The organism is Streptomyces sp. NPDC051105, assembly GCF_040682795.1.
Classification (GTDB): domain Bacteria; phylum Actinomycetota; class Actinomycetes; order Streptomycetales; family Streptomycetaceae; genus Streptomyces.
Window position 1 is genome coordinate 301,821 of the sequence record NZ_JBFBBR010000001.1, and the last position, 22,226, is coordinate 324,046.

Below are 22,226 nucleotides of genomic sequence, written 5' to 3' on the forward strand. Positions count from 1 at the left end.
GGGAAGTATCAAGCTTTGTCTTTTAAAGCAGGTGAAACGTTCGGGAAACAGCGCGCCGCGACTCTTCCGTGCAAACGACCGGGGACGAGAGAGGGCAGAGTCGTGACGGAGATCGTCGGGAAAGAAGCGCCGCCGGCCGTGGCGGACGGCGGGTCGGACGGCAAACGGACCTACAACGACTGGGCGAAGAACGACACGCTGGAGGACTACTCGCTGCGCTACGCGCCGAAGTCCTTCCGCCGCTGGACCCCGTACGTGGTGGCCACCACGGCGCTCGGCGGTATCGCCTATCTCGCGGACTTCGCCATCGGCGGCTCGATCGCCATCTCCAACGGGTTCTCCAGCGCGATGGTGGCGATCCTGACCGCGGCGGTGGTCATCTTCCTCACCGGCATCCCGATCTCGTACTACTCGGCCAAGTACTCCATCGACATGGACCTGTTGACCCGGGGCGCGGGCTTCGGCTACCTCGGCTCGACGCTCACCTCGGTCATCTACGCCAGCTTCACCTTCATCTTCTTCGCCCTCGAAGGCTCGATCATGGCGCAGGCCCTGGAGCTGGGCCTGCACATCCCGCTCGCCGTCGGCTATCTGATCTGCTCGGTCATCATCCTGCCGCTGGTCATCTACGGCATGACCGCGCTGTCGAAGATGCAGGTGTGGACGCAGCCGGTGTGGCTGGTGCTGATGGTCGCGCCGTTCGTGTCGATCGCGATCCAGGAGCCCGGCAAGTTCTCGGAGTTCACGCACTTCGCGGGGAACTCGCCCACCGGCTCGAGCATCAGCATGCTCGGGGTGGGCGCGGGTGCCGGTGTGGCGCTGTCGCTGATCGCTCAGATCGGTGAGCAGGTGGACTATCTGCGGTTCATGCCGGACAAGACGCCCGAGAACAGCAGGAAGTGGTGGGGTGCGGTGCTCTCCGCCGGTCCGGGGTGGGTGGTGCTCGGGGCCGCCAAGCAGATCGGCGGCGCCTTCCTCGCCTTCTACATCGCCGGCAGCGTGGGCCTGGCCAAAGCCAATGAGCCGATCCAGCAGTACGTGTCCGGCTTCAAGACGTTCGCCGCGCCCGTCGCGCTGGGCCTGGCCACGTTCTTCGTGATCCTCTCCCAGATAAAGATCAACTCGACGAACGCGTACTCCGGTTCGCTGTCCTGGTCGAACTTCTTCTCGCGGCTGACGCACCGTCACCCAGGGCGCGTTGTCTACATCTTCCTCAACGTCGGCATCGCGCTGGCCCTGATGGAGGGCGGCGTCTTCGGCTTCCTCAACACCGTCCTCGGCTTCTACTCCAACGTGGCGATCGCCTGGATCGGCGCGGTCGTCGCCGACCTGGTCATCAACAAGCCGCTGAAGCTGAGCCCGTCGTACATCGAGTTCAAGCGTGCCCATCTGCACAACTTCAACCCGGTCGGCTTCGGTTCGATGCTGATCGCGTCGGCGGTCTCGATCGCCGCCTATTTCAACGCGTTCGGGGAGTACGGCAAGGCGTACTCGCCGTTCATCGCGCTGTTCCTGGCGATGGTGCTCTCGCCGCTGTTCGCGGTGCTGACCAAGGGGAAGTACTACATCGCCCGCGTCGACGACCTGGCGGAGCCGCTGCTGGGCGCGGACGGGCTACCGTCGGCGGCCGTGCTGACCTGCACGGTGTGCACGACCGAGTTCGAGCGGCCGGACGTGGCGGGCTGCCCGTTCCACTCGGGGGCGATCTGCTCGCTGTGCTGCAGTCTGGAGAAGGACTGCCACGACTCCTGCAAGAGCGGGCCGGTCGCGCTCGCGATGCCGACGGTACGGTCCACGGACTGACCGTTCCCGGCTCTACCGCTCCGGCTCGTGCCCTTCGGCGCGGGCCGGAGCTCCTGTGTGCAGGCCGTCCATGAGGAGCCGGATCTGGCGCTCGGCCTGCCCCTTCCAGTCCCCGTCCACGTCCAGGCGCAGCAGGCCGCCCATGGCCCGCACCACGTCACCGGTCTCCATGTCGGACCGGAGCGTCCCGGCGGCGACGCCCGCCGTGAACAGGGTGCCGATCGTGTCGTAGACCTTCGCGTACGACTCCCCGCCGTCGGGTCCGGCGCTGCGCAGCGCCTCGGACATGTGCTGCTTCGTCACCAGCAGGCCCGCCAGCCGGCCCATGAACTCGCGCAGCGCCCGGTCCGGCGGGAGCGCCGCGAGAAGCTCGCCCCCCACGGCGCACAACTGGTCCACCTCGTGCTCGTAGGCGGCGAGGACGAGGGACTCCCGGGTCGGGAAGTGCCGGTAGAGGGTGCCGATGCCGACGCCGGCCGCCCTGGCGATGCTGTCGAGCGGCGCGTCCTTGCCGGTGCGCGTGAACTCCTCCAGGGCCGCCGCCACGAGCTTCTCCCGGTTGCGGCGGGCGTGGGCGCGCACGGGCCGTGCGGGTCCTTGTCCGTTCATGCGGTACTCCCCTCCAGGCCGGTCACCGTACCCGGCATTCTTCCCACTTGCTTACCGGAGGATCCTCCGTTAGCGTCCCCACTACCGGAGGATCCTCCGGTATCCGTTATCGCACGCACCGCCGACATCGAACGGAGACATGCCGTGGACACGGTTTCTCTCGGGGGCCTCACCACCTCCGCCCAGGGGCTCGGCTGCATGGGCATGAGCGAGGGGTACGGCCCGACCAGCTGGGACGACGCGATCGCCACCGTCCACCGGGCCCTCGACCTGGGCGTCACCCTCATCGACACCGCCGACGCCTACGCCTTCGGACACAACGAGGTGCTGGTGGGCCGGGCCATCGCCGGCCGGCGCGACCAGGTCCAGCTCGCCACGAAGACCGGCATCGACCGCACCGGCAGCGACACCTGGGTGCTGCGCGGCGAGGCGGGCTACATCAAGCGCGCCTGCGACGCCTCCCTGCTGCGGCTGGGCGTGGACCACATCGACCTCTACTACCTGCACCGGCCGCCGCAGACCGCCGAGATCGAGGAGTCCGTCGGCGCCATGGCGGAGCTGGTGAAGGAGGGCAAGATCGGGCACATCGGCCTCTCCGAGGTGAACGGCGAACTGCTGCGGCGCGCCAGTGCCGTCCACCCCGTCGCGGCCGTGCAGAGCGAGTACTCGATCTGGTCCCGTGACGTGGAGACCACCGTCGGGGACGCCCTGCGCGACCTGGGCGTGGCGCTGGTGGCGTACTCGCCGCTCGGCCGGGGCTTCCTGACCGGCACGGTCGACGTCACCGCCCTGCCGGCGAGTGACGCCCGCCGACGGCTGCCGCGCTTCCAGACGGCGGACAACCAGGCGATCGCGGACGCCATCCGCGCGCTGGCCCAGGCGCGCGATGTCGCCCCGGCGCAGCTGGCGCTGGCCTGGGTACACGCGCGCGGCGCGCGGCTCGGTGTGCCCGTGGTGCCGATCCCGGGGACGAAGCGGGTGAAGTGGCTGGAGCAGAACGTGGCCGCCGCGGGCATCGAGCTGACCGCCGAGGAGGTCGCCACGCTGGACGGGCTGGCCGCACAGACGGTGGGCGGCCGCTACTGAGCACCGCCGCGTCCGCCCCTGACCGGCGTCCGCACGCCGGTCAGGGGCCGGCCCACGGTCGAGCCGGCCGAGGCGACGCGGGCCAGACGCCTGCCGCCGCCTCGGCGGCCGCCCGCTGCGCGGCCCGGCGAAATCTGGGGCGCCGGGGCGGGCGGCCGGGCGGTGCCTGGGGCGCCGGGGCGGGCGGCCGGGCGGTGCCTGGGGCGCCGGGGCGGGCGGCCGGGCGGTGCCTGGGGCGCCGGGGCGGGCCGCGAGGCGCCGGCCGGGGCGCCGGGGTGGGCCGCGAGGCGCCGGCCGGGGCGCCGGGGTGGGCAGCAGGGTCGTGTCTGAGGCGTGGGCGGCGGTGGTCAGCCGCGGCCGGGTGCCGGGGCGACCTCGTCCTTCGCGTCCACGCAGGGCTCTTCCGGCTCGGTGTCCAGCAGGCCGGCGGGCAGCAGGGAGAGGTGGGCCATGTCACCGGGCGGGGGCGTCCGCGTCGACCACAGGGGCGCGGGGGTGCCGTCGGCGACCGCGGCCGGGGCGTCGGTGAGGTTCATGCGCTCGCGCAGCCGGCCGTAGAAGTCCATCGGCGCGAGCCGGACCACCCGCAGCCGGGCCGGGGCGGCGTACACACCGATCCAGTCCCCCGGCGCCAGGACGCCCCGCACCTGTCCGTCGACGCTGACCGCGGCCTGCCCCGAGCGCTCCAGGACGCGCAGGCCGACAGGCTCGTTCGGGGCGGTGACGACCGACCGGTTGAACGTCATGTGCGGGGCGACCGGTGTGAAGACGAGCGCGTCCGCGCACGGCGAGACGACCGGCCCGCCGGCCGCGAAGCTGTAGGCGGTCGAGCCGGTCGGCGTCGCCACCAGCAGCGCGTCCGCGGAGTAGGAGGCGAGCAGCCGACCGGAGACGTACACGCCGACGGACACCTGGCGGTCCCGGGACAGCTTCTCCAGTACGACGTCGTTGACCGCGGTGATGTGCAGGGGCACACCCCACTCGGTGTCCTTCTCGCAGTCGGTGCGCACCTCGGGCGGCGGCAGCAGCGGCCCGCGGCCGTAGCGCATCAGCTCCTCCATGTCGGAGGGCACCTCCAGCCGGCGGGAGGCGCGCATGGTGAGCAGCATCCGGCTGTCGACGGCGAACCGGTCCTCGCGGATCGCGTCCAGCGCCTCCGTCACCGAGCAGGCCGCCACCTCGGTCAGGAAGCCGACCCGGCCCAGGTCGACGCCGAGGACCAGGGCGTCGTGGTGGGCGGCGAGCCGGGCGCCGCGCAGGAAGGTGCCGTCGCCGCCGAGGGTGACGATCAGGTCGGGATCGCCCGCGGCCGCGACCTCCTCCCCGGAGCTGTGCCGTCCGCCGTCGTGCCAGACGTCGATGTCCGTGCACCGCACGTCGTGCTCCGCCGCCCACGCCCGTACGGTACGGGCGGCGTCCACCGCCTCCGCCCGGCCCCCGTGCACCACCAGTCCGAGCCCGTTCACCGTCATCTCCGCCTCCAGGACACCGTGCTCAGCCGTTGTTCCCACGCTGTCACGGCCGGGCGGATCTCACAGGCCAAGCGAGATGGCCAGCCGGGTGAGTTCGGCCGTGGTGTTGATGTCGAGCTTGGCGCGGATCCGGCGGAGGTAGGCGTCGACGGTGTGCCGGGAGAGCCCCATCTGCCGTGCCGCCTGGAGGTATGTGCAGCCCGCGGCGATGTGCTTCAGCGTCTCGCGCTCACGCGGGGCCAGCGCGACGGCGGCGGTCTCGGTGTGCTGGGTGACGACGGTGAAGCTCATGAGGATTCCCTTGCCGGATTGGCCGATAAAGGCGATTTGTCCGTTTACAAAACCCTGACAAGCCGACGTCATGACGCTGTCCGCCGCCTGTCACAGGTGTGTCACAGGAACCCGGGACGAGCGTGGCCGCGGCGTCCGGGTGGTAACGGCGGCGAATTGGTGCTCCGTGTCGGCCGGGACCATCCTGGGAGAAGAGCCGGCCGTGCAGGTTCCGCGAAGGATGAGCGGCGATGGAACGACGTCCCACCCCTCCCAGCAACCGGGCGCAGACCCACGCCGTACCGCAGGGGACCTACACCGCCGCGGTCACGGTCGACGAGCGGGGTGCCGTGACCGGCTGGAGCGACGGGGCCACGCTGCTGCTGGGCTACCCGCCCGCCGAGATCCTGGGGCAGCACGCCACCCGGCTGCTCGCCGAGCCGGACGGGGACACCTGGCGAGAGGCGGCCGCCGGCCCGCGGTGGAGCGGGACCGCCGCCCTGCGCCACCGGGACGGGCACCGGCTGGACCGGGACGTACTCGTCCACCGCCGACTCTCCGGCGAGCGGCCGGGCGGCACGGAGTGGCGGGTGGTGTCCGCCGTCGCCGGGCCGCCGGCGGCCGCCCCCGACCGGACCCTCGGGGAATGGGCCTTCGACCAGTCTCCCTGTGTCGCCGCCGTCTTCGACGAGGGACTGCGGCTGGTGCTGGCCAGCGTCGGGATGCAACGCGGCCTGTCCCTCGCCGAGGGCACGATGCGCGGGCTGCGGCTGACCGACATCGCACCGTACGAGGGCGGCACCGAGGCCGAGGCCGGCATGCGGCGGATCCTGGAAGGCGGCGGCCCCGAGGACGTCCGCCTGCGCCTGGACCCGGCCGACCCCGACCACGAGTGGCACGGACGGCTCGCCCCGCTGACGGACAGGGACGGGCGGGTGCGGGCGGTGACCCTGACGGCCCACTCCGATCCGTCCGAGCAGCTGGTATGGCGGCGGATGCTGCTGCTGAGCGACGCGGGGGTACGGATCGGCACCAGCTCCGACGTGCAGCGCACCGCGCGGGAGCTGGCCGACGTCGTCGTCCCCGCCTTCGCCGACGCCTGCGCCGTGGACCTGCTGGACGCGGCCAGGCCCGGTGCACCCGCCGCCGACGGCCCGGCGCTGCGACGAGCGGCCGTGCGGGCGGCGCCCCAGGGCCCGCCGCTCCCCCATCCCTCCGGCGACGTGCTGCGCTGCCCGCCCTGGTCGCCGTCGGGCCGGTGTCTGGCGGAGGGGCGGGGCACGGTGTACGCGAGCGACGACGAGGTCGTGACCCGCTGGACGCGGGAGGATCCGCTGGCGGCCGCGTGGATCCGGGACAGTGGGGCGCACTCGCTGATGGCGGTGCCGCTCCGGGCGTCCGGCACCACGTTCGGGGTGGCCCTGTTCGGACGGAACCTTCGCAACGAGCCGTTCGACCCGGACGATCTGTGGGTGGCCGAGCAACTGGCGGCCCGTACGGCCACCAGCATCCACGGCACCGAGCGCGCCCAGCGCCAGCACACCACCACGATGACCCTCCAGCGCAGCCTGCTCCCGCAGACGCTGCCCCAGCAGGCGGCGCTGGACATCGCCACCCGCTATCTGCCCTCGGTCGGCCAGGCCGGGGTGGGCGGCGACTGGTTCGACGTGATCCCGCTGTCCGGGACCCGGGTCGCGCTCGTCGTGGGCGACGTGGTCGGCCACGGTATGCGGGCCGCCGCCACCATGGGCCGGGTCCGCACCGCCGTCCGCACCCTGGCCGACGTCGATCTGCCGCCCGACGAACTCCTCAGCCACCTGGACGACCTGGTGGTCCATCTCTCCGCCGAGGAAGCCGGCGCCGACAACGCCGAGGAGACCGCCGGCGGCGTCGGCACGACCTGCCTGTACGGCGTGTACGACCCGGTCACCCGCCGGTTCACCGTCGCCCGGGCCGGACATCCGCCGCCCGCCGTGGTCACCTCGGGCGCCGTCCGCTTCCTCGACGTGCCGGCCGGGCCCCCGCTGGGCCTGGGCGGGCTGCCCTTCGAGTCCTTCGAGACGGAACTGCCCGAGGGCAGCCTGATCGCCCTCTACACCAACGGGCTGCTCGAACCCCGCGACCACGACATCGACGAAGCCCTGGACAAGATGTTCACCGCGCTCGCCCGCCCCGCGCAGAACCTGGACACCGTCTGCGACCGGGTCCTGACGACCATGCTCACCCACCGCCCCGACGACGACATCGCCCTGCTCGTTGCCCGCACCCGGGCCCTGCACTCCGACCGGGTCGCCACCTGGGAACTGCCCTTCGACCTCGCCGCCGTCTCCGACGCCCGCAAACAGGCCACCGACCAGCTGGTCGCCTGGCAGCTGGAGGAGGCCACGTTCATCACCGAGCTGATCGTCAGCGAGATGGTCACCAACGCGTTCCGGTACGGCCGGCCGCCCGTCCGGCTCCGGCTCATCCACGACGACCACACCCTCACCTGCGAGGTCTTCGACTCCAGCAACACGGCCCCGCACATGCGACGGGCCCACACCTACGACGAGGGCGGCCGCGGCCTGCTCCTCGTCGGCCAGCTCACCCAGCGCTGGGGCACCCGCCACGCCACCACCGGCAAGACCGTCTGGGCGGAACAGTTCCTCACGGCTGAGTGAGCGCTCCGGCGGGCCGAGCAGGCTAGGGGCCGAACATCGGGCGGGCCCAGGTGGGCGGACCGGGGGTGGACGGGCCGGGGGTGGGCCCGGTGCCCCGGCGAACTGTGGGGGTCCGGTCCGTGGGACGGTCCGACGATGCCGGTTCTCCCGGTACGACGCCGTACGCGGCGAGCCGCAGCGCGCCCACGAACTCCAGGCAGGAGCCGAAGCGGTCCTCGGGGACCTTGGCCAGCGCCTTGGCGAACACCTCGTCCAGCCCCGGCGGCAGCCCGGACCGCACCTCGCTCAGCGCGGGCGGCCGGTCGTACTGGTGCGCCCACAGCAGCGCGATGTCCTCGTCCCGGACGAACGGCGGACCGCCGGCGAGCATCTCGAAGACCACGCAGGCGAGACTGTAGAGATCGCACCGCCCGTCCACCGGGCGGCCCGAGATCTGCTCCGGCGCCACGTAGTCGAGCGTGCCGACGAACTCGCCGACCGTCGTGAACCCCGTCAGCGACAGCGACTTCTTGGTGAGCCCGAAATCCGTGAGATAGACATGCTCCGGGTGGTCGCTGTCGGTGCCCCGCGCCACCAGCACGTTGCCGGGCTTCACATCCCGGTGCACGAGGTCGTGCTCATGGGCCGCGTCGAGCGCCGAGGCGATCTGGGCGGCGATCCGCAGCGCCGTGGCCAACGGCAGCACGCCCTCCTTGTCCAGCAGCCCGCGCAGATCCGGGCCGGACACGAAGCGCATCGCGATGTACAGCACGCCCTCGGTCTCGCCGGCCTCGAAGATCGGCACGATGTGGGGGTGGTCGAGGGCGGCCGCCACCCGTGACTCGTAGGTGAAGCGTCGGCGGAAGGTGTCGTTGCGGGCCATCTCGGGGGCGAGCAGCTTCAGGGCGACCGTGCGGTCCAGGCGCAGGTCGGTCGCACGGTAGACGACGGCCATTCCGCCCCGCCCGATCTCGCCCTCGACCTCGTAACCCGCGATGCGCGTCGCCATGGCATGTCCACCCCGTAGCGTGTCAAACCTTTACAAATCGTATCCAGAGGGGCGGCGTCCCGCTGGGCGACCGACGCGCGCGAAAGAGCGGTGGGTGAAGGTCGGAAGACCTTCACCCACCGCTCGGCCCTACATCTCAGCCGACGAGAGCCGCCGGGTCAGCACCGGCACCCTGGTCACCACCGTCAGGAACAGCACCCTGATCGGCCGCGCCACCCTGATCCGTGCCACCGCCCTGGTCGGCGCTCCCACCCTGGTCAGCACCGCTGCCCTGGTCCACACCACCCTGGTCGGCGGGCTGGTCGGCCCCACCCTGGTCGGCGGGCTGGTCGGCCCCACCCTGGTCGGCAGGAGTCCCGCCCTGGTCCGTGCCGCCCTGGTCAGCACCGCCCTGATCCGCAGGCTGGTCAGCGGGCCCACCCTGGTCGCTACCGCCGTCGTCAGCCGGAGCACCACCCTGATCGGTCCCACCTTGCTGGTCAGTCCCGCCCTGATCGGTACCGTGGTCGGTCCCCTGATCCGTTCCCTGATCGGTGCCCTGGCCGGTCCCTTGATCCGTCCCATGGTCCGTCCCCTGACCGGTGCCCTGGTCGGTCCCCTGATCCGTCCCCTGATCCGTCCCATGGTCCGTTCCTTGACCGGTGCCCTGGTCGGTCCCCTGATCCGTCCCATGGCCCGTTCCCTGACCGGTGCCCTGGTCGGTCCCCTGATCCGTCCCATGGTCCGTCCCCTGACCGGTGCCCTGGTCGGTACCGTGGTCGGTCCCCTGATCCGTCCCGGGATCCGTCCCCTCATTCGGGCTCTTCCCGTGGGTCCCCGTCGTGTCCGTGCCGTCCGGGCCCTTGGCCGGGGGCTGGCCGTGTTCGCTGTCCTTGCCCTTGTCGTCCGGGTGTTCCTTGTCGTGCTTCTCCACCCACTCGGGCTTCTTCCAGCTGTCGCTGCCCCAGTGGTCCCAGTGCTTCTCGTGCTTGTTGTGCTCCCAGTAGTTGTACTGGCGATACGAGTCCCAGTAGTAGTACTTATGGTGCTTGTGCACGACGTAGTAGCAGTCGTAGTAGTGGTCCCAGTAGTACTTGTGGTGGTTCTTGACCACGTAATAGCAGTCGTGGTCCCAGTCCCAGTAATACCGGTGCGCGTCGACGAGGTAGTAGTAGCAGTGGTACTTCTCGTCCCAGTGGTACTGCTTGTTGTTGGCCCAGCACGAGTACACGCGGCCCTGCGTATGGTGCGCCGGCGGCTTCTTGCCGCAGTTCTTCTTGAGCTCCTTGGACAGGTGGGCGTCGGCCACCGGCGCCTTCGGCATCGGTGCCGCCGTGGCCACCGCGGCCGGCAGGACCACACCACCGGCGACCGCCACCGCGGAGGCCAGGACCGCCGCCGCACCCAGGCGGCGCTTGGGACGGGATTCCTCGGTACCGGCGTTGCGCGTCTTGCGGATCATTTCTTTCTCCTCCTGAAGCGAAGGGCACTTTCCGTGCCACCGAGCTCGGATTTCCTGTCCGGTGTTTCCGGTCGAGCTCGTGCTTCCAGTAGGCCCGCGGCGCGCGGCAGGGTCACGTTCCGACAGCTCGGGACTTGACATGCGGAAATTCCGCGTCTAAAGGGCGGCCGCCTGCCAGCCGGTCCAGTGTGAGACGGTCACGAAGATGACCGGACCGCTCGGCGGGCGTTCCCGGTACTGCGGGTATTTCGCGCACAGCGGCTCGATGACCGCCGCGTCGGCGGGAATCACCCGCGCGTCTCCGTCCGCCCGGACCCACCACAAGTGGTCCCAGTTCTCGTCGTATTCGTCCACGAGCAGGCTCACGGACGGCTGTGCGGCGATGTTGCGCACCCGTTTGAGCCGGGGCGTGGTCTTGGGCTTGTGGTCCACGGCGGTGACGATCCCGTCGGCACCGTGCCGCGCGAAGACGACCGGCACCAGATGGGGGCGGCCGGACTCGTCGACGGTGGCGAGCCGCGCCACCCTCGCCCCGGCGAACCGCCGACGCGCCTCGCCCACGGCCAGTTCCGGCACGGCGTCCCCTCCCCGTCAGGCGCCGCGCAGCGCGTCCAGCACGTCGGCGTCCGTCAGTTGTGCGAAGTCGTCGTACCACTGGCCGACCGCGTTGAACACGGCCGGCCGGTACGGGCAGACGACGAGGTCGGCCTCGGCGGCGAGCGTGTCGAGGGAGTCGGGGGCGCCGACAGGGACGGCCAGCACGGTCCGGGCGGGATCTCGGCGCCGCACGTGGCGCAGGGCGGCGCGTGCGGTGGAGCCGGTGGCCAGGCCGTCGTCGACGACGATCACGGTACGGCCGCGCAGCTCGGGCGCCGGCCGGCCCTGCCGGTAGCGGCGCTCGCGGCGGCGCAGTTCCTGCCGTTCCCGTTCCACCACGGGGGCCAGGGAGTCCTCGCTCATGCCCAGGTGGGCCAGGGTCGCCCGGTCGAGGAGCGGCGGATCGTCCCCGGCGATCGCGCCGACGCCGAACTCCTCGTGGTGCGGGGCCCCGATCTTGCGGACGACGAGCACGTCGAACGGGGCCGACAGCTCCCGCGCGACCTCCGCGGCGACGGCCGCACCGCCCCGCGGCAGCGCCAGCACGATCGGGTCCGGCAGGCCGCCTTCGTCGCGCAACTTCCCCAGTACGGCGGCGAGTTCGCGACCAGCCTGGGCGCGGTCCCGGTAGCGCACGGCTCGTCCTCTCCGGTCGAGGTCGGCCCCCTTCTCCCATGCTCACACCCGAAGGTGTCGAAGGCCGAGTCCACCAGGAGGATTCGTACACGCATTCTATAAACTGTGTGTATAGTCCCGGCATGCCACTTTGGAGCAAGCTTCCGACCAAGAAGAGGGAAAGACGGCCCTACAGGTTCCGTTCGTCCCCCGGATTTCGCATACCGGCCCTCACCGCCGCCGCCGTCTCACTCGCCCTGGCCCTGTCGGGCTGCGCGCAGGTCGACACGACCTCGCCCGCCGACGCCCGCGACCACGCCGTGAAGACGAGCCAGGCCCGGTTCGGGACCGTCGACTGCCGCGAGGCCAAGTGCGTCGCGCTCACCTTCGACGCGGGGCCCAGCGAGAACTCGGCCCGGTTGCTCGACATCCTCAAGGAGAAGCACGTCCCGGCGACCTTCTTCCTGCTGGGCAAGCGGCACATCGAGAAGTACCCGGAGCTGGTCCGGCGGATGGCCGCGGAGGGCCACGAGATCGCCAGCCACACCTGGGACCACAAGATCCTCACGGAGATCTCCGACCGGCAGATACGCGAGGAGCTCACCCGGCCCGACGACGCGATCGAGCGGCTCACCGGGCGCAAGCCCACCCTGATGCGCCCGCCCCAGGGGCGTACCGACGCGAACGTGCACCGGATCTGCCGTGAGCTGGGCCTGTCCGAGGTGCTGTGGAGCGTGACCGCCAAGGACTACCTGACCACCGACTCGGCGCTGATCGAGAAGCGGGTGCTGGACCAGGTGTCGCGGGACGGGATCATCCTGCTGCACGACATCTACCGGGGCACCGTGCCCGCCGTACCCGGGATCATCGACGCGCTCAAGGAGCGCGGGTACGTCTTCGTGACCGTCCCGCAGCTGCTGGCACCCGGCAAGGCCGAACCCGGAAAGGTGTACCGGCCCTAGGGCCGCCGGCGGACCAGGTGCGGTCGCTCGGCCCGTGCGGATCAACTCCTCGACTCCGAGCCGGAGTCGCACACAGGACGGCCGAGCGCCGGCGCCGGGATGGATCCCGGAGCCGAGGGTGGGGGGCGAGGCGGCGAGCGGCCGGCCGACGGGGGATGTCGAACGTGCCGGGGTGGGGGCGACGCGGGGCACCACCACCCACCCCGACAGGGTCCGGTCAGAAGACGACCGACCATCCTTCGCGGGCCGCCTGCTCGGCCGTGTAGGACACCCCGTGCACCTTGAGGCCGGCGGTGTCGAGGAGGGTGATCTCGCCGCCGTGGTTGCCGAGTTGGGCGCCGCCGGACAGCGGCACGGCGAGGGCGGCACCGGCGGCCAGGGGGCCGGGCGGGACCGGGGAGGCCTGGCCGATGCGGTCGAGCAGGCGCCAGCCGGTGAGGTCGACCGGGGTGGCCGAGGCGTTGAGGAGGGTGACCGTCTCCGCCTCGGGTGCGGGACCGGTCGGGTTGACCAGCGCGGCGACGATCCGGACCGGCTGGTCGCCGGGGGCCGGCCGGGAGGTGTCGACGCCGTCGAGGGCGTGGCCGGTGACGTCGTCGGTGTGCCAGGCCTGGTTCTGGAAGGCGAGGAAGATGCCGACCCACCGTTCGCCGCCCTGGCCGTCTCCGGGGAGGCGGATCAGCAGCCCGCCGTCCTGCCACACCCCGTCGTCGCTGCTGAAGCGGCCGCTGTTGCCCTGGTTCATGTGGATGTCGTGGACACCGTTGCCGGGCAGGAAGCCGAAGATCTTGTCCTTGACGCCGGTCTCGGGCCCCCAGCGCTCGCCGAAGAGGTACAGCCTGGCTCGGGGGTCGTCGACGGCACGGCGTACGTAGTGGTCGAGCAGGTCGGCCAGGTCGTTGTCGGGACCGGAGCGGTCGGCCGGCAGGACGCGCATCCGCGCCGGGTCGAAGAGGTTGCCGCGCACGAAGTCGAGATTGGGGCCGCCGGACCCGGGCGGCAGGGTGTTCCAACCGCTCGTCAGGCCCTCCAGGCGGGCGGTCAGGGGGTGTGTGAAGTCGTCGTCGACGACGTAGAGCAGTTCGGCGGGCTTCTGCTGCGAGAGGACGTTGACAGCGGCCCGGTAGGGGACGCCGGTGTCGTCGGTGAGGTGGATCTGGTAGTGCGGGCTGTCGCCGGCGCCCTCGCGCCGGACGTCGACGGCCCGGGTGATCAGTACGCCATAGGTCTTCAACGGCATGTCGGCCAACTCCCCGTGAAGGCAGGCGGTTTGCCCGCCCATGGCGGGAATCGTACGGGTCCGGGGCCGGTTCCGGCCTGCCTTGGACGTTTCTGTCGATCCTGTGAACAGGCGGTGCCCGACCCGTGGAGCCCGGCCGATTCCCTACGATCGGTCCGTGGTCACCTTCCTTCTCCAACGCACGGCCCCACTGCCGATCGACGAGGCGTGGCGCCGGCTCACGGAGTGGTCCGCGCACGCCGATGCGGTCCCGCTGACCCGCATCACCGTGCTCACCGATCCGCCGACCCACGAGGGCACGGTTTTCGTGGCCCGTTCCGGGCTCGGACCGCTCGCCTTTGAGGACCCCATGGAGGTGACCGTCTGGGAACCCCCCGAGGACGGCGGCTCCGGGCGGTGCCGCCTGGTCAAGCACGGCCGGGTGGTGCTCGGCTGGGCCGAGCTGGAGGTGCACCCGGGGCCGGGCGGCCGTACCCGGGTGATCTGGCACGAGGAGCTGCGGGTGCGAGGGCTGCCGTCGGCCTTCGATCCGCTGGTGCGCAGGGCCTCCCGGGCGGTGTTCGGGCGGGCGGTCAACGCGCTGCTCAGGAAGGCGTAGGCGCCGCCCCGGTGGCCACCCCTTGGCAGATCCCGGCCGCACGATGGACAGTGGCCCTCCGGTGCCGAACGGTCACCGTGGGTCGAGGCGGCCGGGAGGCTCGGAGGTGGCGTTCTTCTCGCCCGGGGAAATCAAGCTGTTGCGGGAGGCCGGGCACCCGCGCGGGTGGGCCCGCGGCGAGGTGCTGATGCGGGAGGGCGAGGAGGCCGACTCCGTCGTCCTGCTGACCGCCGGCCTGGTGAAGGCGACGGTCGACTCGGCCAACGGCTACACCAGCCTGCTCGCCCTGCGCGGTCCCGGTGAACTCCTCGGCGAACTCGCCTGCGTCGACGGCGGCCCGCGGGGCGCGACCGTCACCGCGATGCGCCGCTCGGAGGGGGTGGTGGTCGCCGCGGACGCCTTCCTGCGGCTCCTGGAACGGGACCCGGGACTGTGTCTGTCCGTCCTGCGCAGTGTCGTGGGCCGGTTACGGGACTCCGACGGGCTGCGCGCCGAACAGGGCGCCCGCACCACCCGGGCCCGGGTCGCCGGGCTGCTGGTGAAGCTCGCCGTGCAGTACGGCTCGGCCGCGCCGGAGACCCTGCCGGGTGCCGTCTCCGTCCAGGTCAACCAGCGTGAACTGGCGGCCGCCACCGGGGCGTCCAGGGAGTCGGTGGTGCGCTGTCTGCGGGCGATGCAGCAGGAGGGCCTGGTGGCCACCCGGCGGGGCCGCACCGTCGTCCTCGATCTGGCGGGGTTACGGCGCTGGGCGGAGGAGTGAGCCGCCCCGCTCGGGCCATCCGGGCGAGGGACTTGCACCGCAAACGCATCAGAACGGAACTCTCCCCGCCGAATGCGTCATTTGACGCTGTACGACCCCCGTGAAGGCGCTTCCATCGTCCCCTGGCGCCCGGACCGGTACGGCGATCGGGGGAACGGACCGGGCGCTCCGCTCCCTGCGGGGTGGCCTGACCCGGGGGGAGTCAGGCCACCGACCCGATCCGCCGCGGCGGCGTCGATGCCGTGTCGTGGTGGATCGGGGTGTGGGCGCCGGTCAGGGAGAGTCCGCTGCCGCCGCGCCGGTTGGCGACGATCTCGGCCGCGATCGACAGGGCGGTCTCCTCGGGCGTACGGGCGCCGAGGTCCAGGCCGATCGGGGACCTGAGGCGGGCCAGCTCCAGTTCGGTGACGCCGACCTCGCGCAGCCACCGGTTGCGGTCCAGGTGGGTGCGGCGGGAGCCCATCGCGCCCACGTACGCCACCGGCAGCCGCAGCGCGAGCCGGAGCAGCGGGATGTCGAACTTGGCGTCGTGGGTGAGGACGCACAGCACGGTACGGCCGTCCACCTGCGTCCGCTCCAGGTACTCGTGCGGCCACCCGACGACGATCTCGTCGGCCTCCGGGAAGCGGGCCTTGGTGGCGAAGACGGGCCGCGCGTCGCACACCGTCACGTGGTAGCCGAGGAACTTGCCGACACGGACCAGTGCCGACGCGAAGTCGATCGCCCCGAAGACGATCATCCGGGGTGCCGGGACCGAGGACTCGACCAGCACCGTGAGCGGTGCTCCGCAGCGAGAGCCCTGCTCTCCGATCTCCAGGGTGCCGGTGCGGCCCGCGTCCAGGAAGGCGCCGGCCTCGGCGGCCACCGTGCGGTCCAGCTCGGGGTGGGCGCCGAAACCGCCCTCGTAGGCGCCGTCGGCGTCCACAAGGAGGGCGCGGCCGAGGAGTTCGGCCGGCCCGGTGACGATCCGCGCGACGGCCGCCGCCTCCCCCCGTACGGCGGCGGCCAGCGCGGCCTCGACCACCGGCCGGGCGGGGTCGCCCGCCCGTACCGGGGTGACGAGGATGTCGATGACGCCGCCACAGGTCAGGCCGACGGCGAAGGCGTCCTCGTCGCTGTAGCCGAAGCGCTCCAGGACGGTGTCGCCGTCCTCCAGCGCCTGCCGGCACAGCTCGTACACGGCGCCCTCCACGCACCCGCCGGAGACCGAGCCCACGGCGGTGCCGTCGGCGTCCACCGCGAGGGCGGCGCCGGGCTGGCGCGGGGCGCTGCCGCCGACCGCCACCACCGTGGCCACGGCGAAGTCACGGCCGTCCGCGACCCACCGGTTCAGCTCCTCGGCGATGTCCAGCATCTCTCGGTCTCCTTCGGACGACGTTGGGGACAGGCGCCCCGACGGGGCGCGGGTCTGCAGTTGTGTGCGGCTCCGCCGCGTGGACGCGACCAGCCGTGACGGGCCGGCGGACGACCGCCGGCCCGTCACGGCCGAACCGGCGGAGCGTCTAGTGGACGCCGAGCCAGCTCTCTATGGGATGGAGGGCGAAATAGACCAGGAAGATCCCTGTCAGGCCCCACATGAATGCGCCGATTTCCCGGACCCTGCCCTGAGCCGCCTTGATGGCGGTGTAGGAGATGACGCCGGCGGCCACACCGGCGGTGATGGTGTAGGTGAAGGGCATCAGCACGACCGTCAGGAACACCGGGACGGCGGTGGCCCGGTCGGCCCAGTCCACATGCCGGGCGTTCATCAGCATCATCGCGCCGATGACCACCAGGGCGGCGGAGGCGACCTCCTGCGGGACGATCGCGGTGAGCGGGGTGAAGAAGAGACAGGCCGCGAAGAACAGGCCGGTGACCACCGAGGCGAGTCCGGTGCGGGCGCCCTCGCCGACGCCGGTCGCCGACTCGATGAACACGGTCTGCCCGGAGCCGCCGGCCACGCCTCCGATCGCGCCGCCCGCTCCGTCGATGAACAGTGCCTTGGACAGGCCCGGCATCCGGCCCTTGTCGTCGGCGAGCCTCGCCTCCGTGCCGACGCCGATGATGGTGGCCATCGCGTCGAAGAACCCGGCGAGCACCAGGGTGAAGACGATCATCGCGACCGTCATCGCGCCGACCTTGCCCCAGCCGCCGAACTCGACGTGCCCGAAGAGCGAGAAGTCCGGCATGGAGACGGCGGAGCCGTGCAGTGCGGGGGCGGCGCCGCCCGCCCACTGCTTGGGGTCGATGACCCCGAGGCCGTTGAGCACGGCCGCCACCACCGTGCCGCTGAGGATGCCGATCAGGATGGCACCGGAGACGTTCCGGGCCTGGAGCATGAAGATCAGCAGCAGGGTGCCGGCGAAGAGCAGCACCGGCCAGCCGGTGAGTTCGCCCCCGGGGCCGAGGGCGAGCGGGGTGGCCTTGCCCTGGTGCACGAAGCCGGACTTGTAGAGACCGATGAGGGCGATGAACAGGCCGATGCCCATGGTGATGCCGTGCTTGAGCGCGAGCGGGATCGCGTTCATGATCATCTCGCGCAGGCCGGTGACGACCAGGAGCATGATGACCACGCCGTACAGCACGCACATGCCCATCGCCTGCGGCCAGGTCATCTCCGGGGCGACCTGCGAGGACAGCACGCCGGAGACGGAGAGGCCGGCGGCGAGCGCGAGCGGCACCTTGCCGGCGAAGCCCATCAGCAGCGTGGTGAAGGCCGCGGCGAAGGCGGTCGCGGTGATCAGCGCCTTCTGGCCGAGGGTGTCCCCGGCGGCGTCCTTGCCGGACAGGATCAGGGGGTTGAGCAGGAGGATGTACGCCATCGCCATGAAGGTGGTGACGCCGCCGCGCACTTCACGCGCGACGGTGGATCCCCGCAGGGAGATGTGGAAGTACCGGTCGAGCCAGGACCGTCCGGCCGGGACGCGGGTTCCCTCACCCGCGTCTTCGGCGACGGTCTTCGGCTCGAGTGACTGCTGGGTCATATGGGCCTACTCCCAAGGTTCAAAGGGGCACCCGCCGCTTGCCTTCGGCGCATGGCGGGATTTGGGGAGGTGCCCGACCCGGGGGACGGCCCGAGACGAACATTCTGGGTTCCTGAGGGACGAAGTCCCCCAGGAGAACTCACCGGTTCAGCCCGCGGAGGGTCCCGTGCCGGTGAGGTGTTCCGGTCGGACCGGCGTGCGGTTCAGCTCCAGGCCCGTCGCGTTCCGGATCGCCGCGAGGACGGCCGGGGTCGACGACAGGGTGGGGGCTTCGCCGATGCCACGGAGCCCGTACGGGGCGTGGTCGTCGGCGAGTTCGAGGACGTCGACCGGGATGGTCGGCGTGTCGAGGATGGTCGGGATCAGGTAGTCGGTGAAGGACGGGTTCCTGACCTTCGCCGTCTTCGGGTCGACGATGATCTCCTCCATCACCGCCACCCCCAGACCCTGGGTCGTACCGCCCTGGATCTGGCCGACGACGGAGAGCGGGTTGAGCGCCTTGCCGACGTCCTGGGCGCAGGCCAGCTCGATCACCTTGACCAGGCCCAGCTCGGTGTCGACCTCGACGACCGCGCGGTGGGCGGCGAAGCTGTACTGGACATGGCCGTTGCCCTGGCCGGTGTGCAGGTCGAAGGGCTCGGTCGCCCGGTGCCGCCACTCCGCCTCGATCTCGACCGCGTCGTCGCCGAGCACGTCCACCAGGTCGGCGAGCACCTCGCCGCCGTCGGTGACGACCTTGCCGGTCTCCAGCAGCAACTCGGCGGTGGCCCAGGCCGGATGGTAGGTACCGAACTTGCGGCGGCCGAGCTCCAGCACCTTCTCGCGGACGAGCTCGCAGGAGTTCTTGACGGCACCACCGGTGACGTACGTCTGGCGGGACGCCGAGGTCGAACCGGCGCTGCCCACCTGGGTGTCGGCCGGGTGGATGGTGACCTGGGTGACGCCCAGCTCGGTGCGGGCGATCTGCGCGTGGACGGTGACACCGCCCTGGCCGACCTCCGCCATCGCGGTGTGGACGGTGGCCACCGGCTCGCCGGCGATGACCTCCATGCGCACCTTGGCGGTGGAGTAGTCGTCGAAGCCCTCGGAGAAGCCGACGTTCTTGATGCCGACCGCGTAGCCGACACCGCGGACGACGCCTTCGCCGTGGGTGGTGTTGGACAGGCCGCCGGGCAGTTGCCGTACGTCCGCCTCCTCGCCTGCCGAGAGCCACTGCTGCTCGGGCGGCAGGGGCATCGCCTTGACCCGGCGCAGGAGTTCGGCGACCGGGGCCGGGGAGTCGACCCGCTGGCCGGTGGGCAGCAAGGTGCCCTGTTCCATGGCGTTCAGTTTCCTGAACTCCACCGGGTCCATGCCGAGTTGCTTCGCCACCTTGTCCATCTGCGCCTCGTAGGCGAAGCACGCCTGGACCGCGCCGAAGCCGCGCATCGCGCCGCAGGGCGGGTTGTTGGTGTAGAGGGCGATGGCCTCGATGTCGACGTCGTCGACGACGTACGGGCCGATGCCGAGCGAGGAGGCGTTGCCGACGACGGCCGGGGAGGCGGAGGCGTAGGCGCCGCCGTCGAGCACGATTCGGCACTTGACGTGGGTCAACTTGCCTTCACTCGTTGCCCCGTGCTCGTAGTAGAGGCGGGCCGGGTGGCGGTGGACGTGGCCGAAGAAGGACTCGAAGCGGTTGTAGACGATCTTGACGGGCTTGCCGGTGCGCAGGGCCAGCAGGCAGGCGTGGATCTGCATCGACAGGTCCTCGCGACCGCCGAACGCGCCGCCGACGCCGGACAGCGTCATCCGTACCTTGTCCTCGGGCAGGCCGAGCACCGGGGCCATCTGGCGCAGATCGGAGTGGAGCCACTGGGTGGCGATGTAGAGGTGGACGCCGCCGTCCTCCTCGGGCACCGCGAGGCCGGACTCGGGGCCGAGGAAGGCCTGGTCCTGCATGCCGAAGTAGTACTCGCCCTTGACGATGACATCGGCCTTCTTGGCGGCCTCGTCGGCGTCGCCGCGGACGATCGGCTGGCGGTGCACGATGTTGGGGTGCGGGACGTGGCCGATGTGGTGGTCGTCGCGGTTCTCGTGGATGTGGATCGCGTCCGGCGCGGTCGCGGAGGCCTCGTCGGTGATGACCGGCAGCTCGCGGTACTCGACCTTGATCTTGGCGGCGGCGCGGCGGGCGGTCTCCGGGTGGTCGGCGGCGACGATCGCGACCGGCTCGCCGTGGTGGCGTACCTTGCCGTGCGCGAGGACCGGGGTGTCCTGGATCTCCAGGCCGTAGTTCTTCACCTCGGTGGGCAGGTCGTCGTAGGTCATGACCGCGTAGACGCCGGGCTGGGCCAGGGCCTCGCCGGTGTCGATCGAGACGATCTCCGCGTGCGCGACCGTGGAGCGGAGGATCTGGCCCCAGAGCATGTCCTCGTGCCACATGTCGGACGAGTACGCGAACTCACCGGTGACCTTGAGGGTGCCGTCCGGGCGGAGCGTGGACTCGCCGACGCCGCCCTTGGTCTGGGAGCCCTGGGTGACCTTGGTGGGAGTGCCGAGGGGAGCGGTGTTGGTGGGCATGTCGCTCAGACCGCCTCTCCCTGCCGGGCGGCCGCGAGACGGACCGCGTCCATGATCTTCTCGTAGCCGGTGCACCGGCACAGGTTGCCGGACAGCGCCTCGCGGATGTCCGCGTCGGTCGGGGTCGGGTTGCGTTCCAGCATCTCGTCGGCGGCGACCAGCAGACCCGGGGTGCAGAAGCCGCACTGCACGGCGCCGGCGTCGATGAACGCCTGCTGGATCGGGGAGAGTGGGGTGCCTTCGCCGGTGTGGGAGTCGGTGCCCTTGGCGGCCCACGTCTTCGCCTCGTCCAGCGGGGTCCCGCGGGAAGTACCGCGCTCACGCTGCTCGGCGAAGTCGGCGAGCCCCTCGACGGTGACGACCTCGCGGCCCTCGGCCTGCCCGGCGGCGACCAGACACGCACACACGGGCACGTCGTCCAGGCGGACGGTGCAGGACCCGCACTCCCCCTGCTCACAGGCGTTCTTGGAGCCGGGGAGACCGAGCCGCTCGCGCAGCACGTAGAGAAGGCTCTCGCCCTCCCAGACGTCGTCGGCCTCCTGCGGGCGTCCGTTGACAGTGAAGTTGACGCGCATTACGCCACTCCCTCCGTGATGCGGCGGGCGCCGCGGTACGACTCCCAGGTCCAGGTGAGCGTCCGGCGGGCCATCACGCCAACCGCGTGGCGGCGGTAGCTCGCGGTGCCCCGGACGTCGTCGATCGGGTTGCAGGCGGCGGCGCACAGGTCCGCGAACTGCTTCGCGACCGACGGCGTGATGATCTTTCCGTTGTCCCAGAAGCCGCCCTCGTCGAGCGCCGCGTTCAGGAAGTCCTCGGCGGTCTTCGCGCGCACCGGCGTGGGAGCGGCCGAGCCGATCCCGGTCCGCACGGTCCGCGTCCGCGGGTGCAGGGCGAGCCCGAAGGCGCAGACGGCGATGACCATGGCGTTGCGGGTGCCGACCTTGGAGTACTGCTGGGGTCCGTCGGCCTTCTTCACGTGCACCGCGCGGATCAGCTCGTCCGGCGCGAGGGCGTTGCGCTTGACGCCGGTGTAGAAGTCGTCGACGGGAATGAGCCGGGTGCCGCGCACCGACTCGGCCTCGACCTCGGCGCCGGCCGCGAGCAGCGCCGGGTGGGCGTCGCCGGCCGGGGAGGCGGTGCCGAGGTTGCCGCCGACGCCGCCGCGGTTGCGGATCTGCGGGGAGGCGACGGTGTGCGAGGCGAGGGCCAGGCCCGGCAGCTCGGTGCGCAGGTGCTCCATGATCCGGGTGTACGGCACGGAGGCGCCGAGCCGTACGCTCTCCTCGCCGACCTCCCATTCGTAGAGATCGCCGATGCGGTTGAGATCGAGGAGGTACTCGGGCCGGCGGTGGTCGAAGTTGATCTCGACCATCACATCGGTGCCACCCGCGATCGGCACTGCGGTGGGGTGCTCGGCCTTCGCGGCGAGCGCCTCCTCCCAGCTGGCGGGGCGAAGGAAGTCCATGACCGGCTCTCTTCTCCGTCTCGTGAGTCTCGTGAGTCGTGCGGATTGAGCCAATCCGTGTGCGGCGGGCCCGGCTCGTTCATGTCCTGTTAACGCGGAATGACGCCAGTACACCGCCCCGTACTCCAGTGGGGTCAG

At 71.5% G+C, this 22,226-nt stretch carries 19 protein-coding genes; 6 read left to right on the forward strand and 13 right to left on the reverse strand.

What is annotated here, in order from left to right; genetic code table 11:
• Positions 1 to 102 precede the first annotated feature (102 nt).
• On the forward strand, positions 103 to 1,803 hold the full coding sequence (locus tag AB0N16_RS01435) for a hypothetical protein (RefSeq protein WP_365791842.1): 1,701 nt from the start codon (positions 103 to 105) through the stop codon (positions 1,801 to 1,803).
• Between the two features lie 12 nt (positions 1,804 to 1,815).
• Here the strand turns inward: AB0N16_RS01435 and AB0N16_RS01440 are convergent, their stop codons facing one another.
• Positions 1,816 to 2,412 carry a TetR/AcrR family transcriptional regulator gene (locus tag AB0N16_RS01440; protein WP_365791844.1) on the reverse strand — a complete coding sequence of 199 codons (597 nt, stop codon included), beginning with the start codon at positions 2,410 to 2,412 and terminating at the stop codon, positions 1,816 to 1,818.
• A gap of 144 nt (positions 2,413 to 2,556) precedes the next feature.
• On the opposite strand from AB0N16_RS01440, the gene AB0N16_RS01445 reads away from it, so the two are divergent.
• Entirely contained in the window at positions 2,557 to 3,498 is a 942-nt protein-coding gene (locus tag AB0N16_RS01445; protein WP_365791846.1) for an aldo/keto reductase, read from the forward strand.
• Between the two features lie 347 nt (positions 3,499 to 3,845).
• On the opposite strand, the gene AB0N16_RS01450 is transcribed toward AB0N16_RS01445, so the two are convergent.
• Positions 3,846 to 4,970: an NAD(+)/NADH kinase gene (locus tag AB0N16_RS01450; protein ID WP_365792745.1), complete on the reverse strand. Its 1,125-nt coding sequence runs from the start codon at positions 4,968 to 4,970 to the stop codon at positions 3,846 to 3,848.
• 60 nt (positions 4,971 to 5,030) lie between these two features.
• Positions 5,031 to 5,261, reverse strand: coding sequence for a helix-turn-helix transcriptional regulator (locus AB0N16_RS01455; RefSeq protein ID WP_365791848.1), 231 nt, complete (start codon positions 5,259 to 5,261; stop codon positions 5,031 to 5,033).
• A gap of 230 nt (positions 5,262 to 5,491) precedes the next feature.
• On the opposite strand from AB0N16_RS01455, the gene AB0N16_RS01460 reads away from it, so the two are divergent.
• Positions 5,492 to 7,900: a SpoIIE family protein phosphatase gene (locus tag AB0N16_RS01460; RefSeq protein WP_365791850.1), complete on the forward strand. Its 2,409-nt coding sequence runs from the start codon at positions 5,492 to 5,494 to the stop codon at positions 7,898 to 7,900.
• Between the two features lie 22 nt (positions 7,901 to 7,922).
• Here the strand turns inward: AB0N16_RS01460 and AB0N16_RS01465 are convergent, their stop codons facing one another.
• The 4 genes from AB0N16_RS01465 to AB0N16_RS01480 form a co-directional block, all read right to left on the reverse strand.
• Positions 7,923 to 8,888, reverse strand: coding sequence for a serine/threonine-protein kinase (locus AB0N16_RS01465; RefSeq protein WP_365791852.1), 966 nt, complete (start codon positions 8,886 to 8,888; stop codon positions 7,923 to 7,925).
• A 136-nt stretch (positions 8,889 to 9,024) separates the two neighbouring features.
• Positions 9,025 to 10,329: a hypothetical protein gene (locus AB0N16_RS01470; RefSeq protein ID WP_365791853.1), complete on the reverse strand. Its 1,305-nt coding sequence runs from the start codon at positions 10,327 to 10,329 to the stop codon at positions 9,025 to 9,027.
• A gap of 156 nt (positions 10,330 to 10,485) precedes the next feature.
• Entirely contained in the window at positions 10,486 to 10,905 is a 420-nt protein-coding gene (locus tag AB0N16_RS01475; protein WP_365791855.1) for a TIGR03668 family PPOX class F420-dependent oxidoreductase, read from the reverse strand.
• 15 nt (positions 10,906 to 10,920) lie between these two features.
• Positions 10,921 to 11,562, reverse strand: coding sequence for a phosphoribosyltransferase family protein (locus tag AB0N16_RS01480; RefSeq protein WP_365791857.1), 642 nt, complete (start codon positions 11,560 to 11,562; stop codon positions 10,921 to 10,923).
• Positions 11,563 to 11,684: 122 nt separating this feature from the next.
• Between AB0N16_RS01480 and AB0N16_RS01485 the strand changes: the two genes are divergently transcribed.
• Positions 11,685 to 12,503: a polysaccharide deacetylase family protein gene (locus tag AB0N16_RS01485; protein ID WP_365791859.1), complete on the forward strand. Its 819-nt coding sequence runs from the start codon at positions 11,685 to 11,687 to the stop codon at positions 12,501 to 12,503.
• A 217-nt stretch (positions 12,504 to 12,720) separates the two neighbouring features.
• On the opposite strand, the gene AB0N16_RS01490 is transcribed toward AB0N16_RS01485, so the two are convergent.
• On the reverse strand, positions 12,721 to 13,743 hold the full coding sequence (locus tag AB0N16_RS01490; protein ID WP_365792747.1) for a DUF2278 family protein: 1,023 nt from the start codon (positions 13,741 to 13,743) through the stop codon (positions 12,721 to 12,723).
• Between the two features lie 157 nt (positions 13,744 to 13,900).
• Between AB0N16_RS01490 and AB0N16_RS01495 the strand changes: the two genes are divergently transcribed.
• Both AB0N16_RS01495 and AB0N16_RS01500 read left to right on the forward strand, forming a co-directional pair.
• Positions 13,901 to 14,341: an SRPBCC family protein gene (locus tag AB0N16_RS01495; protein ID WP_365791861.1), complete on the forward strand. Its 441-nt coding sequence runs from the start codon at positions 13,901 to 13,903 to the stop codon at positions 14,339 to 14,341.
• 106 nt (positions 14,342 to 14,447) lie between these two features.
• Positions 14,448 to 15,101, forward strand: a complete 654-nt coding sequence (locus tag AB0N16_RS01500; RefSeq protein ID WP_365791863.1) for a Crp/Fnr family transcriptional regulator — start codon at positions 14,448 to 14,450, stop codon at positions 15,099 to 15,101.
• Between the two features lie 202 nt (positions 15,102 to 15,303).
• Here the strand turns inward: AB0N16_RS01500 and AB0N16_RS01505 are convergent, their stop codons facing one another.
• The 5 genes from AB0N16_RS01505 to AB0N16_RS01525 form a co-directional block, all read right to left on the reverse strand.
• A complete protein-coding gene (locus AB0N16_RS01505; protein WP_365791865.1) occupies positions 15,304 to 16,455 on the reverse strand; it encodes an XdhC/CoxI family protein in 1,152 nt (383 codons plus the stop codon).
• Positions 16,456 to 16,603: 148 nt separating this feature from the next.
• On the reverse strand, positions 16,604 to 18,064 hold the full coding sequence (locus AB0N16_RS01510; RefSeq protein WP_365791867.1) for an NCS2 family permease: 1,461 nt from the start codon (positions 18,062 to 18,064) through the stop codon (positions 16,604 to 16,606).
• Positions 18,065 to 18,211: 147 nt separating this feature from the next.
• Complete coding sequence (locus AB0N16_RS01515) at positions 18,212 to 20,623, reverse strand: molybdopterin cofactor-binding domain-containing protein (protein WP_365791869.1); 2,412 nt, start codon at positions 20,621 to 20,623, stop codon at positions 18,212 to 18,214.
• A gap of 5 nt (positions 20,624 to 20,628) precedes the next feature.
• The gene (locus tag AB0N16_RS01520; protein ID WP_365791871.1) at positions 20,629 to 21,198 is read right to left on the reverse strand and encodes a (2Fe-2S)-binding protein; all 570 of its coding nucleotides are present in this window, start codon (positions 21,196 to 21,198) and stop codon (positions 20,629 to 20,631) included.
• A complete protein-coding gene (locus tag AB0N16_RS01525) occupies positions 21,198 to 22,088 on the reverse strand; it encodes a xanthine dehydrogenase family protein subunit M (protein ID WP_365791873.1) in 891 nt (296 codons plus the stop codon). The genes AB0N16_RS01520 and AB0N16_RS01525 overlap by 1 nt, the downstream gene beginning before the upstream one ends.
• Positions 22,089 to 22,226 lie beyond the last annotated feature (138 nt).